At 60.1% G+C, this 13,508-nt stretch carries 16 protein-coding genes; 8 read left to right on the top strand and 8 right to left on the bottom strand.

Annotation, left to right across the window (positions count from 1 at the left end):
• Window positions 1–195 precede the first annotated feature (195 nt).
• From ACQZ40_RS05150 to ACQZ40_RS05135, 4 genes are all read left to right on the top strand, one after another.
• Entirely contained in the window at window positions 196–693 is a 498-nt protein-coding gene (locus tag ACQZ40_RS05150; protein ID WP_080856275.1) for a GNAT family N-acetyltransferase, read from the top strand.
• Window positions 690–1,163 (top strand): GNAT family N-acetyltransferase, encoded by a 474-nt coding sequence (locus ACQZ40_RS05145; protein ID WP_080856276.1) that lies wholly within the window; start codon window positions 690–692, stop codon window positions 1,161–1,163. The genes ACQZ40_RS05150 and ACQZ40_RS05145 overlap by 4 nt, the downstream gene beginning before the upstream one ends.
• 109 nt (window positions 1,164–1,272) lie before the next feature.
• Entirely contained in the window at window positions 1,273–1,671 is a 399-nt protein-coding gene (locus ACQZ40_RS05140) for an NADH:ubiquinone oxidoreductase subunit NDUFA12 (RefSeq protein ID WP_003521463.1), read from the top strand.
• Window positions 1,672–1,803: 132 nt separating this feature from the next.
• Entirely contained in the window at window positions 1,804–2,241 is a 438-nt protein-coding gene (locus ACQZ40_RS05135; protein WP_080856277.1) for a DUF2155 domain-containing protein, read from the top strand.
• A 17-nt stretch (window positions 2,242–2,258) separates the two neighbouring features.
• Here the strand turns inward: ACQZ40_RS05135 and ACQZ40_RS05130 are convergent, their stop codons facing one another.
• The 6 genes from ACQZ40_RS05130 to ACQZ40_RS05105 form a co-directional block, all read right to left on the bottom strand.
• Window positions 2,259–2,702: a hypothetical protein gene (locus tag ACQZ40_RS05130; RefSeq protein WP_448747524.1), complete on the bottom strand. Its 444-nt coding sequence runs from the start codon at window positions 2,700–2,702 to the stop codon at window positions 2,259–2,261.
• A gap of 79 nt (window positions 2,703–2,781) precedes the next feature.
• On the bottom strand, window positions 2,782–3,426 hold the full coding sequence (gene aat, locus ACQZ40_RS05125) for a leucyl/phenylalanyl-tRNA--protein transferase (RefSeq protein WP_174035923.1): 645 nt from the start codon (window positions 3,424–3,426) through the stop codon (window positions 2,782–2,784).
• 6 nt (window positions 3,427–3,432) lie between these two features.
• Window positions 3,433–4,779 carry an acetyl-CoA carboxylase biotin carboxylase subunit gene (gene accC, locus ACQZ40_RS05120; protein WP_174035924.1) on the bottom strand — a complete coding sequence of 449 codons (1,347 nt, stop codon included), beginning with the start codon at window positions 4,777–4,779 and terminating at the stop codon, window positions 3,433–3,435.
• 12 nt (window positions 4,780–4,791) lie between these two features.
• Window positions 4,792–5,283 (bottom strand): acetyl-CoA carboxylase biotin carboxyl carrier protein, encoded by a 492-nt coding sequence (accB, locus tag ACQZ40_RS05115; protein WP_078053996.1) that lies wholly within the window; start codon window positions 5,281–5,283, stop codon window positions 4,792–4,794.
• A 25-nt stretch (window positions 5,284–5,308) separates the two neighbouring features.
• On the bottom strand, window positions 5,309–5,746 hold the full coding sequence (gene aroQ / locus ACQZ40_RS05110) for a type II 3-dehydroquinate dehydratase (RefSeq protein ID WP_065653953.1): 438 nt from the start codon (window positions 5,744–5,746) through the stop codon (window positions 5,309–5,311).
• A gap of 125 nt (window positions 5,747–5,871) precedes the next feature.
• Entirely contained in the window at window positions 5,872–6,639 is a 768-nt protein-coding gene (locus ACQZ40_RS05105; RefSeq protein WP_443408180.1) for a DsbA family protein, read from the bottom strand.
• A gap of 173 nt (window positions 6,640–6,812) precedes the next feature.
• Between ACQZ40_RS05105 and ACQZ40_RS05100 the strand changes: the two genes are divergently transcribed.
• On the top strand, window positions 6,813–7,970 hold the full coding sequence (locus tag ACQZ40_RS05100; RefSeq protein WP_003521454.1) for a pyridoxal phosphate-dependent aminotransferase: 1,158 nt from the start codon (window positions 6,813–6,815) through the stop codon (window positions 7,968–7,970).
• A 38-nt stretch (window positions 7,971–8,008) separates the two neighbouring features.
• Here ACQZ40_RS05100 and ACQZ40_RS05095 read toward each other — a convergent pair whose 3' ends face one another.
• Entirely contained in the window at window positions 8,009–8,692 is a 684-nt protein-coding gene (locus ACQZ40_RS05095) for an ArsR/SmtB family transcription factor (protein WP_078053993.1), read from the bottom strand.
• 71 nt (window positions 8,693–8,763) lie between these two features.
• On the opposite strand from ACQZ40_RS05095, the gene ACQZ40_RS05090 reads away from it, so the two are divergent.
• From ACQZ40_RS05090 to ACQZ40_RS05080, 3 genes are all read left to right on the top strand, one after another.
• Window positions 8,764–9,090, top strand: coding sequence for an NIPSNAP family protein (locus ACQZ40_RS05090; RefSeq protein WP_078053992.1), 327 nt, complete (start codon window positions 8,764–8,766; stop codon window positions 9,088–9,090).
• Window positions 9,087–9,446: an antibiotic biosynthesis monooxygenase family protein gene (locus ACQZ40_RS05085; RefSeq protein ID WP_078053991.1), complete on the top strand. Its 360-nt coding sequence runs from the start codon at window positions 9,087–9,089 to the stop codon at window positions 9,444–9,446. The genes ACQZ40_RS05090 and ACQZ40_RS05085 overlap by 4 nt, the downstream gene beginning before the upstream one ends.
• A 132-nt stretch (window positions 9,447–9,578) precedes the next feature.
• A complete protein-coding gene (locus ACQZ40_RS05080) occupies window positions 9,579–10,283 on the top strand; it encodes an SDR family oxidoreductase (RefSeq protein WP_065653950.1) in 705 nt (234 codons plus the stop codon).
• Window positions 10,284–10,428: 145 nt separating this feature from the next.
• On the opposite strand, the gene ACQZ40_RS05075 is transcribed toward ACQZ40_RS05080, so the two are convergent.
• Window positions 10,429–13,323, bottom strand: coding sequence for an Rne/Rng family ribonuclease (locus tag ACQZ40_RS05075; protein ID WP_078053989.1), 2,895 nt, complete (start codon window positions 13,321–13,323; stop codon window positions 10,429–10,431).
• Window positions 13,324–13,508: the final 185 nt, after the last annotated feature.

The raw sequence follows: 13,508 nt of genomic DNA, 5'->3' as shown, positions 1-13,508 counted from the left end.
CTCGTGCTCACAGGTATCGAGGCAGAAAGCTCTCATCCGTCATCCTCGGGCTTGTCTCGAGGATCTAACGACCCACAAGGTCCAATGTGCTCAGATCCTCGGGACAGGCCCGAGGACGACGTCGGGCACGAGGGACTGACATCACTTCTGCCGGGATCAACGCCCGGCATTTCTGTTTCAAGACGGAGCCAAATCATGTTCTTCATCCGCACGGCAAGCCTGCGTGACATTGAGCCGGTGCGCAACCTGCTCGCCACGACGTGGCACGCGACCTATGATGCGATCTATGGCGTGGACAAGGTCAACCAGCTGATCCTCGCATGGCATTCGCCGCAGGCCATGAAGGACCGCATCGAGAAAAAGGGCGGCGAGTTTCTGGTGGCTGACGACGGCAAGCGGATTGGCGGCATGGCCTATGGCTCCATGTCCACCAAGATGGCGAAGACAGCCCTGCTGCACCAGCTCTATGTCGCGCCTGACCTTCAGCGGCAGGGCGTCGGCCGCGATCTCTTCGCCGAACTGGAAACCTGTTTTCCGGATGCGGAAATCATGCGGCTGGAAGTCGAGCCTAAAAATACTGTCGCAATCGCCTTTTATGAAGGCGTCGGATTTGTCGAGGTCGACCGAATCGAGCGCATGGCGGGCATCGAGGGTCTGCCCGGCGTCGTTATGGAAAAGAGCCTGACCCGATGAATGAGAAACTTCAACAACTGATCATCCGCACGGCGCGCGAAGACGATCTTCCGGCACTCGCCGCCATTTTTGCCGCCGACGAGATCGGCGGCCACGGCGATACGGCGGAAGAATCGGCGCAGCCGGATTATCTCGCCGCTTTCCGCGCCATCGAAGCGTCGCCGAGCGAAACGCTCTATGTGGCGGAACTGGATGGCGAGGTGGTCGGCACCTTCCAGACGGCGATCCTGACCAAGCTCGTCGGGCGAGGGGCAAAGTCCATGGTGATCGAGGCGGTGCAGACGCGTGCCGACATGCGCGGTCGCGGCATCGGCGCGGTGATGATCAATCATTGCCTGGACGAAGCCCGCCGTCAGGGCCTGAACGCCGCGCAGCTGACGTCCAACATGGCCAGGCTGGACGCTCACCGCTTCTATGAGCGGCTGGGTTTCGAGAAGCGGCATTTAGGCTTCAGGATGAAGCTGAAATAGCGCGGATATATCTCGAAATGCTGGACAATTGCCGTGAGGGGCGGCATAAGCATGTCTTGTGCCGTGCACGGAAAATCGCTGCGGCGCATTCAAGCCCGAGGAACGTAGAATGAAGACTCTCCTGACGCAAATCTTCACCTGGTGGAACGGCCAGACGATCGGAACGCGGTTTCATACCTGGCGTTTCGGCAAGAAGGTAGGACAGGACGAGTTGGGCAACACCTATTACGAAGGCGGCACCACTTCCTGGGGCATGCCGCGCCGCTGGGTCATCTACAATGGTTATGCCGAAGCGTCGGCCATTCCGCCCGGCTGGCATGGCTGGATGCATTACCGCACCGACGTGCCGCCGAGCCAGGAAAGCTACGTTGCCCGCGACTGGCAGAAGCCGCATCAGCCGAACCTCACCGGTTCCTCCAAGGCCTATCGCCCGCAGGGATCGTTGGCCGTGGCTGGCGAGCGCCCGCGCGTGACCGGCGACTACGACGCCTGGACCCCCGGCAACTAAGCATCTTGCGATGCGCGGTGTTGTGCAAAACGCCGCGCTTGCATCCGGCCTCACCGGTTTTTGCCACATTCCGCCCTTAGGCGTTGATCCGGTCGGCGGTTCGACACAGGCAAATATTTGGAGACATATCGTATGAGGAAATTCACGCGGGATCGTTCTTTGCGTGCGCTGACAGTCTCGCTGTTTGCAGCGGTCTCTGCTGTCATCCTCATTTCGCCCGTTTATGCTGCTCGTCTTGAAAACCGTGTGGCGGTGTTTTCCGGCATCGACAAGATCACCGGCCGCATCACTTCCTTCGATGTCTATATCGATGAGACCGTGCAGTTCGGCGCGCTTCAGGTGACGCCGAAAGTCTGCTATTCCCGCGACCAGACGGAAGCGCAGAAGATCGATGCCTTCATCGAGGTGGATGAAATCACCCTCGACCGCAAGATCAAGCGGATTTTCACGGGCTGGATGTTCGCCGACAGCCCCGGCCTCAACGCCGTGGAACACCCCATCTACGACGTGTGGCTGACGGGCTGCAAGCAGGACTCGGAAGTTCCCGCTCCCTCAACGGCAAGCAAGTAATTAACCCACGACCGCGCCTATTTCTGGCGTCTGAGCTTCTCGGCCAAATCGGCCAGGGCTTTGCTTTTGCTTTCCAGTTGTTCGATCATTTCCTCCCGTGTCAGTTCAGGCTCGATCACGATCGGAACGGTGAACTTGTTGGGCTGATCGCCGGCGGGAGGTGAGGGGAACCTGATTTCAGAAAATGCCCTCTTCACGGCCGTTCTTGTCTGATAGGTGCTATCCCTTATGTTTTTGACCTGAACAGCCTGCATCTTTCCCGCCGGGTCAACGCGGAAAGTAACAAGGAGTACCTGCTTCTTGTTCGTCCGCACGACCTTGAATTCGGGGCGGCCGGTTACGCCCGTCAAGGCTCGGGAAATTTCGCTTCGCCAGCCGGCCTGCGGGTTGGGGCGCTGTTCGGCAGCGGTGACATTCGCCGCCGGCGTCAACATCAATAACAAGGCCGCAATCCAGCGCATGGCCATCCCTCGGCAAACCATATATCATGATCGGATAGGTCATGTTTTCGAGGGTTGCAAGCAAAATCTCAGGTTGTTTTCAGCGGGGATTTTCTTGCGCAGACAATTTTTCGAAGGGTACGTCCGGCCTGTCGACAGCCGCTTCAAGTATCGTGGCATATTCCGACTTCGGAATATCGATTGCCCCGAATGTCTTCAGATGTTCGGTCGTAAATTGCGTATCGAGCAGCGTAAACCCCTGCTGCCGCAAACGCTCTACCAGATGCACGAGGCAAATCTTCGATGCATTGGTGCGGCGGGAAAACATGCTCTCTCCGAAGAAGGCGGCGCCCAGCGAGACGCCGTAGAGCCCGCCGACAAGCTCCTCGCCCTCCCATGCCTCGACGCTATGGGCGTGGCCGATCTGGTGCAATTCGGTATAGAGCCTGCGGATGGTGGCATTGATCCAGGTGCTTGGTCTGTCCGGCGCTTCCGCCGCACATCCTGCCATCACCGCTTCGAAGGCGGTGTTGAAGCGAATCTCAAACGGCTTCCTGCGCATCGCCTTGGTGAGGCTTTTGGAAACGTGAAAACCATTGAGGGGGATGATCCCCCGAATTTCCGGCTCGACCCAGAAAAGCTCGGGATCGTCAGCCGAATCGGCCATTGGGAACAGGCCGGCGGAATAGGCGCGCAGCAGGATATCGACCGTTATGCCGTTATTTCTACTGCGCCGCCCAACCATATCGTCTTAGTGAGACGCGCCACCGGCCAGATATTTCTCCAGCCAGTGAATGTCGTAATCGCCCTTCAGGATATCCTCGTTCTGAAGGAGATCCTGGAAAAGCGGCAGCGTGGTCTTGATGCCATCAACGACGAATTCGTCGAGCGCCCGACGCAGACGGCGAATGCATTCGTCACGGTCGCGGCCGTGAACGATCAGTTTGCCGATCATGCTGTCGTAATAGGGTGGGATTTTGTAGCCCTGATAGGCGCCCGAATCGACGCGCACGCCAAGACCGCCCGGCGTGTGGAAATAGGTCAGCGTGCCCGGTGAGGGAACGAAGGTGCGCGGGTCCTCGGCATTGATACGGCATTCGATGGCATGGCCATGGAATTCGATATCGTCCTGCGTGACCGACAGGCCCTGACCGGAAGCGACCCGGATCTGTTCCTGCACGAGATCCATACCGGTGATGGCTTCCGTCACCGGATGCTCCACCTGCAGACGGGTGTTCATTTCGATGAAATAGAACTCGCCGTTTTCATAAAGGAACTCGATGGTGCCGGCGCCGCGATATTTCAGCTTGCGCATGGCGCTCGCGCAGATCTCGCCGATCTTCATGCGCTGTTCGACGGTCAGAGCCGGCGAATTGGCTTCTTCCAGCACCTTCTGGTGGCGGCGCTGCAACGAGCAATCGCGTTCGCCGAGGTGAACGGCATTGCCTTCGCCATCGCCGAAAACCTGCACTTCGATATGGCGCGGTTTGCCGAGGTACTTTTCCATGTACACGGCGTCGTTGCCGAAGGCTGCTGCCGCTTCGGAGCGGGCCGTCGCAACGGCCTCTTCCAGATCGGCTTCAGTCTTCGCCACCTTCATACCGCGACCACCGCCGCCCGCCGTCGCCTTGATGAGGACCGGGAAGCCAATCGTCCGGGCGATTTCGAGCGCGTTTTCAGGCTTCACTTCGCCATCGGAACCGGGAACCACGGGAATGCCGAGTTCCTGCGCCGTCTGCTTGGCGGTGATCTTGTCGCCCATGATGCGGATATGTTCGGCGGTCGGTCCGATGAAGGTGATGCCGTGCGCGTCAAGGATATCGGCAAACTTGGCGTTTTCCGACAGGAAGCCGTAGCCAGGGTGAACGGCGTCCGCACCGGTGATTTCGCAGGCCGCAACGATCTGGTGGATGTTGAGGTAGCTGTCACGCGAGGGCGGCGGGCCGATGCACACGCTTTCGTCGGCAAGGCGCACATGCATGGCGTCCGCGTCGGCCGTGGAATGCACGGCCACCGTCGGAATGCCAAGTTCCTTGGCGGCGCGCAGGACGCGTAGCGCGATCTCGCCGCGGTTGGCTATGAGGATCTTCGAAACCATGCTGAACCGCCTTTATTCGATGACCACGAGGGCTTCGCCATACTCCACGGGCTGAGCGTCGTTGACGATGATTTCCACGACCTTGCCGGACTTGGGAGCCGGGATCTGGTTCATGGTCTTCATGGCTTCGACGATGAGGATGGTCTGGCCTTCCTTGACGGTTGCACCCACTTCGATGAAGGGACGTGCGCCCGGGGCAGGCGAAAGATAGACCGTGCCGACCATGGGCGAGGACACGGTGTTGGCCGGGTTGCGGGCGGGCGCTGCGGAGGCCGCAGGGGCGGCCGGCGCGGCTGCGGCCGGTGCAGCAACGGGGGCTGCTGCCGGTGCGGGCGCATAAGCAGCAGGCGCTGCGGCATAGACCGTGGCGGCGGGAGCGGCGCGGGAAACGCGGATGCGCAGGTCGTCCTGCTCCACTTCGATTTCCGAAAGGTCGGTATCGTTGAGGATATTCGCGAGTTCGCGGATCAGTTCCTTGTCGATACCCTGTTTCTTTTCAGACATGACAAACCCTATTCTTTGTTTCTTTTTATGCCGTGATGTTTTTCAGCGCGTGAAGCGCCATGATGTATCCATATGGTCCGAAACCGCAGACCATGCCCTTTGCCGCGGGTGATACCATCGATTTGTGACGGAACTCTTCGCGGGCGTGGATGTTGGAAATGTGCACTTCCACGACGGGCGTGGAAATCGCTCGAATGGCGTCATGCAACGCGATGGATGTGTGGCTGTAGGCGCCGGGATTGATGACGACGCCTACCGCCCGCTCGCCCGCCTCCTGCAACCAGTCCACCAGCACGCCTTCGTGGTTGGACTGGCGGAATTCCACTGCGAAACCGAGATCGGCACCGGCTTGAAGGCAATCATTCTCGATGTCCTTCAGCGTCTTGCCACCATAGATACCCGGTTCCCTTTTTCCCAGCATGTTGAGATTGGGGCCGTTGATGACGATGATGATGTTGCTCATTCACGTTTCCATAAGAAAATCAGCGACACCTATAGACTGCGCAGCCGTCAAGGAAAAGCCCCCGCAAGCCCTAAACCGGCCGCTTGGCAGGCATCTCACAGGGAATGCAGTGGCTTTTTTGGCAATCAGGAGCAGGTGGCTTTTCCACAGCTGCGCATATTGGCGATTTTTTCCTTCAGCGGGTCAGCGCCGACCGCGCCGAAAACCGCCTCGTCGCCGACGATATAGGACGGCGTTCCGGTGATGCCGAGGCTGGTTGCCAGCTTGTAAGTCTCCTGCACCTGCTCGTCATTGGGGTTTTCCGCCATCGATTTGCGGATGTCGGCTTCCTTGAGACCGAGCGAGGTCGCGACCTCCATGGCGCTGTCCTCATTCGCGCGCCCGCGGCCGCCGAGGAGCGTGCGCTGGAATTCGGGATACTTGGCCGGCGCCAGCAGCTTCACGGCATTGGAGACACGGTGGGCCGCAACCGATTCCGGTCCGAGGATCGGGAATTCCTTGAGGACGACACGCACCTTCTTGTCGCTCTTCAGAATATTGTCCATGTCGCCCATGGCGCGTTTGCAATAACCGCAATTGTAATCGAAGAACTCGACCAGCGTGACGTCGCCATCCGGGTTGCCGAGCGCCAGATCGAATTTCGATTCGAAGATGGCCTTCTTGTTGTCGGCGACGGCTTCCGCCGCCTTGGCGTTGCGCGCCGCATATTGCTTGCGCTCAAGCGCATCCTGAACCTCGAGCATGATTTCCGGGTTCTCGATCAGATATTGCTTGATGAATTCGCCCATTTCCTTCTTCTGCTGCTCGTCGAGCGCATGGGCGGGCAGGGAGGCGAATACCGTCGAAAGGGCCGTCACGCTGGCGAGAAGGGTGGAAAGGAGAAAATGCGCCATATCGGTCCTCATTCTGTGCGGCCGGAGCCTCTTGAAATCTTATGAAGGCAATTACCTTACTTTAAGCCAAATGCCATACGGCAAAAATACTTGTCCGCATTATGATCGCATGATTGTGAAGATTGTGATTCTGCGGCAAGTCTCTGAAATACGGTTCAGGAAAGAGCATGCCCTTGATTACGATGTCGAAGCGGAGCGCAGTCGAACCCTTTCACGCCATGGATATTCTGGCGGAAGCGAATCGGCGCAGGCAGGCGGGCCGCCCCGTCATTTCCATGGCGGTCGGCCAGCCCTCGCATCCCGCGCCGAAAGCCTCGCTTGCGGCGGCTGAGGCGGCGCTGAAGCATGGGCGGATCGGCTATACCGACGCGCTCGGCCTGCGTGAGCTGCGCGAGGCGATTGCCGGCCATTATCGGCTGCGCCACCAGGTCGCCATCGATCCGGCCCGCATCGCCGTGACCACGGGCTCATCCGCAGCCTTCAACCTCGCTTTCCTCAGCCTTTTCGATGCCGGCGATTATGTCGCCATCGCAAGGCCCGGCTATCCGGCCTATCGCAATATTCTGAAGGCTCTCGGCCTCAATGTCGTGGAAGTGCCGGTTACGGCGGAAACCGGCTATACGCTGACCCCGGCAAGTCTGGAGCGCGCGGAGACAAAGGCCGGCTGCAAGCTGAAGGGTGTGCTTCTGGCAAGCCCGGCCAATCCGACCGGCACCGTTACCGGCCGTGAGGCGCTGAAGCGGCTTGCGAGCTACTGCGAAAGCCGCGACATGGCTTTCATTTCCGACGAGATTTATCACGGCCTTACCTTTGTCGGCGAAGAGACGAGTGCGCTTGAAATCACCGACAATGCCGTGATCATCAACTCCTTCTCCAAATATTATTGCATGACCGGCTGGCGCATCGGCTGGATGGTGCTGCCCGAAAATCTGGTCCGCCCAGTCGAGTGTCTGGCCCAGAGCCTTTATATTTCCGCGCCCGAACTGTCGCAGCTTGCGGCGACCGCAGCCTTTTCGGCGGCGGAGGAGCTGGATGTCTATCGGGAAAGCTATCGCACCAACCGCGATTTCCTGATGGCGCGCCTGCCGGAGATCGGCCTGCCGCTGGCATCCCCCATGGATGGCGCTTTTTACGCCTATGTCGATACCAGCCGTTTTTCTAATGACAGCATGGATTTTGCCAAGCGCATGCTGGCGGAAATCGATGTGGCGGCGACGCCGGGCATGGATTTCGACCCCGAGGAAGGCCACAGGGCGCTGCGCATTTCCTATGCGGGTTCCGTGTCGGATATCGCCGAGGCCGTTGGACGTATTGCCGGCTGGCTGAAGTAAGCCGGGGTCATCCGCTCGGGGAAATCAGGTAAGGGAAATCAGGCGGGCGTGCAGCCGAAGGTGCTGTTGAACGCCTTTTCACCCTTTGCAGTGAAGGTCAGCACACGGCCGTTTCCGCGCCGCAGCCAGTCGCGCTGCTGCATGGCTTCGAGAAGCGATGCACCAAGCCCGCCGCCGAGATGATGGCGACGTTCGCTCCAGTCCAGGCAATGCAGGCAGACCGGGCGACGGGCCTTTTCGAGTGACGAAAGGTCGATGCCGAAGCTTGAGAAGAAGTCGCGTCCGTTCTCGGTTAGGGCAGGATCGTCACCTAACGTCACGAGCCCTTTTGCGGTGATGGCGGCAAGCAGCGCCACGCCGCTTTCCCCGGCCAGATGATCGTAGCAGATGCGCGCTTCCCGCAATGCCTTGTCCTTCGGTCCCGTGCGGACGCGGACTGCGCCCGTGCGCTGGGCAAGACCCATCAACGCTTCCAGAACATGCGCCACATCCTCGTCGGAAAGACGGAAATAGCGGTGACGCCCTTGTTTTTCCGCTTTCAGGAGCTGCGCCTCGGAGAGTTTCGATAGATGCCCGCTGGCGGTCTGCAACGTCACTCCGGCGGCTTCGGCAAGCTCGCTTGCGGTCAGCGCGCGTCCGTCCATCAGCGCCGTCAGGATGTTGGCGCGGGCAGGGTCGCCGATCAGCGCGGCAACATTGGCGATCAGAGGTCCGTCTTTCATGCTTCGATGGTAGCCGAAGCATTGATGCAAAGCAATGGCTTAAAAGAGAGCAAACCACGAGGAGACAAACGATGCTGACCTGTTTCATCCGCTACGAGATCGATCCTTTCAAGGTCGACGCCTTCGAGCGATATGCCCGCACATGGGGTGAGGCGATACCGCGCTGCGGGGCTGGTCTGATCGGTTATTACGCGCCGAAAGAGGGATCGAGCACCATTGCCTACGGTGTCTATAACATCGAAAATCTCGCCGCTTACGAAGCCTACAGGGCACGGCTCGCCGCCGATCCTGCAGGGCGGGAAAATTACGAATTCGCCCGCCGCGAACAATTCATCCGTCGCGAGGACCGGCTTTTCCTCGGTCTCGCCTCCGCTCCGCACGCCGGAGGCGGACAATGATCGCCGTTATCTTCGAGGTCTGGCCGGCTCAAGGCGAGAAGCAGCATTATCTCGACATCGCGGCAGGCCTGCGGGCTGAGCTGGAAACCATCGACGGCTTCCTGTCCGTCGAGCGGTTTCAAAGCATCGGCAATCCGGACAAGATGCTCTCTCTGTCCTTCTTCCGGGATGAGGAGGCGGTGAGGGCATGGCGCAACACCATGCCGCATCGCGCCGCGCAGTCGCTGGGCCGGTCCGGTGTTTTTTCCGATTACCGGCTGCGTATCGCGCAGGTGATCCGCAACTATGGCCTGGAGGAGAGGGAGGAAGCGCCAGCCGACAGCCGGAAAGCCCATCCGGGAGAGGGAACAGCTTAGGCTGATATTTCCAGCATCAGTTTTTCTGCATGCCGCTGCAAGGCTTTCTGGTTCGAACTCGCCTTTGAAACCCGTTATAGATGGGCCAATGTGGTGCGGGACACCCTTAAGGTTAGGACAAGGAGAAAAGCGATGTCGGCAGAAAAAGTAGCGATTGTAACGGCAGGCGGCAGCGGCATGGGGGCCGCCGTGGCAAAACGTCTGGCCGCGGATGGCTACAAGCTCGCGATCCTGTCTTCTTCCGGCAAGGGAGAGGCGCTGGCGCAGGAGCTGGGCGGCATCGGCGTCACCGGCTCCAACCAGTCCAATGACGATCTCCAGCGGCTCACGGATCTGACAATCGAAAAATTCGGCCGCATCGATGTGCTGGTCAACAGCGCCGGCCATGGCCCGCGCGCCTCCATTCTCGATATTACCGATGAGCAATGGCACACCGGCCTCGATGTCTACCTCATGAACGTCATTCGCCCGACGCGGATCGTTGCCCCCGTCATGGTGAAACAGAAGGCGGGCGCCATCGTCAACATCTCGACCGCCTGGGCTTTCGAACCGAGCAGCATGTTCCCGACATCCGCCGTGTTCCGCGCCGGCCTTGCCTCCTACACCAAGATTTTCGCCGATACCTATGCGGCCGACAATGTGCGCATGAACAATGTTCTGCCCGGCTGGATCGACAGCCTGCCGGCGACGGAGGAGCGCCGCGAGAGCGTGCCGATGCAGCGTTACGGCAAGAGCGAGGAAATCGCCGCCACCGTGGCATTCCTTGCCTCTGATGGGGCCGGTTATATTACCGGTCAGAATATCCGCGTTGATGGCGGGCTGACGCGGTCTGTTTGACGGGTTGGCCTTTCCCACTACTCATCCCTGTGACAAGCGCAGGAATGAGGAAATGTCAGCAGCTCAAAAAACCGCTCTTTGCGCCGACAAAAGAAAACGCCCGCAACATCGTTGCGGGCGTCTTTTATTCAGGATGTGGCTTCTCTCAGAAGAAGCCCTTGCGCTGCCACCAGCCACCCTTGCGGGGCTTCGGCTCCTCGCCATCGGCGGGGGTGGAGGAACCGGAAGAGGTGACCACCGGCTCCGAGCTCGAGACATTGCTGCCCCGGTTCGCGCGGACCTTTTCTTCCGTGGCCGGTGCTTCCGCTTCCGAAGCCAGATCGGCCGAAGCCTCACCCGCTTCTTCAATCGCGACGTCCACCACGGTTTCCTCAACGATCACCGGCTCCACCGTTTCAACAGCTTCGGCCTTCGGCGCTTCCTCGGTTTCAGTCTTGGCTTTCGCCTTGCGGGTGCGGCGCGGCTTTTTCGGCACGTCCTCTTCCGCGACCTCGGCAACCGCACCTTCCACCACCTCGGCGGCGGTCGGCTCTTCGGTTACGGATGCTTCGGCGGAAGCCTCTTCGCTTTCACCTTCGGCTTCCGAGCCGGCGGCATCGAGAGCCTCGTCTTCCGCACGGTTGCGACGTCCGCCGCGCTTGCCGCGACGGCGGCGCTTGCGCTTGCCGTCCTCTTCGGAGGTTACGGCTTCCGTTGCACCGTTTTCGGTTTCAGCATCGGCTTCATCGGTTTCGACGCCATCGTCATCACCTTCGGCATCATCGCCTTCCGCATCGCCGGACTGGGCGTCGAGCGCGCCGTTCTGCTCGCCCTGACCGCCCTTGCCGCGACGGCGGCGGCGACGCTTGCGCTTGCGCTTGCCTTCCTCGCCATTGTCGCCCTGCTGCTGCTGGCGTGGCTCGGCGGTCTGCGCCTTGACGATTTCTTCCTCGTCTTCGTCCTCTTCCACCTCGGCGACGAAATCGTCTTCCTCTTCCACGAAGTTCGGCAGCATCTGGATGAGGCTTTCGATCTTCACCGGATTTTCGACGGCTTCACCGCGATCGATGGCGAAATGCTGCGCACCGACGCCGGCGTCAGCAGCGATGATGATCGACACGCCGAAGCGGCCTTCATAATCGACGATCGTGCCGCGCTTGTGGTTGAGCAGGTAGAGCGCCGTTTCCGGCGTGCAGCGCACCGTGATGTTGTGGGTGGTGTTGCGCAGCAGATATTCCTCGACGCCGCGCAGCACATGCAGCGCGATGGAGGATTCCGAGCGAACATGGCCCGTGCCGCCGCAATGCTGGCAGACCTGCGTGGTCGATTCCAGCACCGAAGCGCGGATGCGCTGGCGCGACATTTCCAGTAGGCCGAAATGCGAGATACGGCCGACCTGGATGCGCGCGCGGTCGTTCTTCAGGCAATCCTTGAGCTTCTTCTCGACAGCGCGGTTGTTGCGCTTTTCTTCCATGTCGATGAAGTCGATGACGACAAGGCCGGCAAGGTCGCGCAGGCGCAGCTGGCGCGCCACTTCTTCCGCCGCCTCGAGGTTCGTCGTCAGCGCGGTTTCCTCGATGGAATGCTCGCGGGTCGAACGGCCCGAGTTGACGTCGATGGAAACCAGCGCTTCCGTCTGATTGATGATGAGGTAACCGCCCGACTTCAGCGTGACCTGCGGCTGCAGCATCCGGTCGAGTTGGGCTTCGATACCGGAGCGCGAGAAGATCGGGTGAATGTCGCGGTAAGGCTGAACCACCTTCGCGTGGCTCGGCATCAGCATCTTCATGAAGTCTTTGGCTTCACGATAGCCGTCTTCGCCAGAAACGATGATCTCGCCGATATCCTTGTTGTAAAGATCGCGGATCGAACGCTTGATGAGCGAGCCTTCCTCGTAAACGAGGCAGGGGGCGGTGGAATTCAGCGTCAGCGTGCGGACATTTTCCCACAGGCGCATCAGATATTCGAAGTCGCGCTTGATTTCGACGCGGGTGCGGTTTGCGCCGGCGGTGCGCAGAATAACGCCCATGCCCTGCGGCACTTCCAGATCGCGCGCGATTTCCTTCAGGCGCTTGCGGTCGGCCGGCTGTGTGATCTTGCGGGAAATACCGCCGCCACGCGCCGTATTCGGCATCAGAACGGAATAACGGCCGGCGAGCGACAGGTAAGTGGTCAGCGCCGCGCCCTTGTTGCCGCGCTCTTCCTTGGCCACCTGCACCAGAAGAATCTGGCGGCGCTTGATGACTTCCTGAATGCGATACTGCTTGCGCGGCTTGCGGGCGACGCGGTCCGGAACCTCTTCCATGGCGTCTTCGGCGCCGACAGATTCGATCACTTCCTTTTCGTGGTGATCGTCATCGTCGTCGTCATCATCGTCATTGCCGCGGCGAAGACCCTCGACTTCCTCGGAAATCGTGTCGGTATCGACCATGGCGGCCATTTCACCACCGGCGCTGCCATCGTCTTCGGAAGACGCTTCGGCGGCCTCGGCCGCTGCGGCTTCTTCTTCTGCCGTCTTCTTCTTGGCGCGGGGGCGGCGGGTGCGCTTCTTCGGCTTTTCTTCCTCGGCGGGCGCTTCTTCGGCTACGGCCTCGACGGCCGCTTCTCCGGAAACCTCTTCCGCGGCAGGCGCAGTCTCTTCCACGACGACCGTTTCAGTGGTTTCGCTGGCGGAAACAATGCCGACATCCGGCTGATCCACCTGCGAAAGGTCGATCATGGGGGCGCCGGGCTCGGGTGCGTCAGCGGATTCGAAATCGTCGCTGCGGCGATGATCCTCGGCTTCCGCTTTCAGGAGGGCCTGACGGTCGGCGAGCGGAATCTGGTAATAGTCCGGATGGATTTCCGCAAAAGCGAGAAAGCCGTGGCGGTTTCCACCGTAATCGACGAAGGCCGCCTGAAGCGAGGGTTCAACCCGCGTGACCTTGGCAAGGTAGATATTGCCGCGGATCTGTTTCTTGTGCTCCGATTCGAAATCGAATTCTTCGATCCGGTTCCCACGGACAACGACTACGCGTGTCTCCTCTTCGTGGGAGGCGTCGATAAGCATTTTGTCTGCCATGTAAGCTGTGCTCCTCGGCGCAGCCTTGTTTTATACGAGAACAGGCCCGCCACACGGACGAGCCTTTCATATGAGTTCAAGGATGTGCCGGAAATGAAGTCTCCTGCCGGGCGTCTGTAAACTGGCAGCATCCGGACCGACGGCGAGGCGCTTGGCCTGCTCCTGGTATCCGGTTCATGTGAAAA

The sequence above is a fragment of the Agrobacterium sp. 16-172Ci genome (assembly GCF_053522725.1).
The sequence above is the reverse complement of the archived record's forward strand: the minus strand, read 5'-3'. Positions and strand labels throughout refer to the sequence as shown.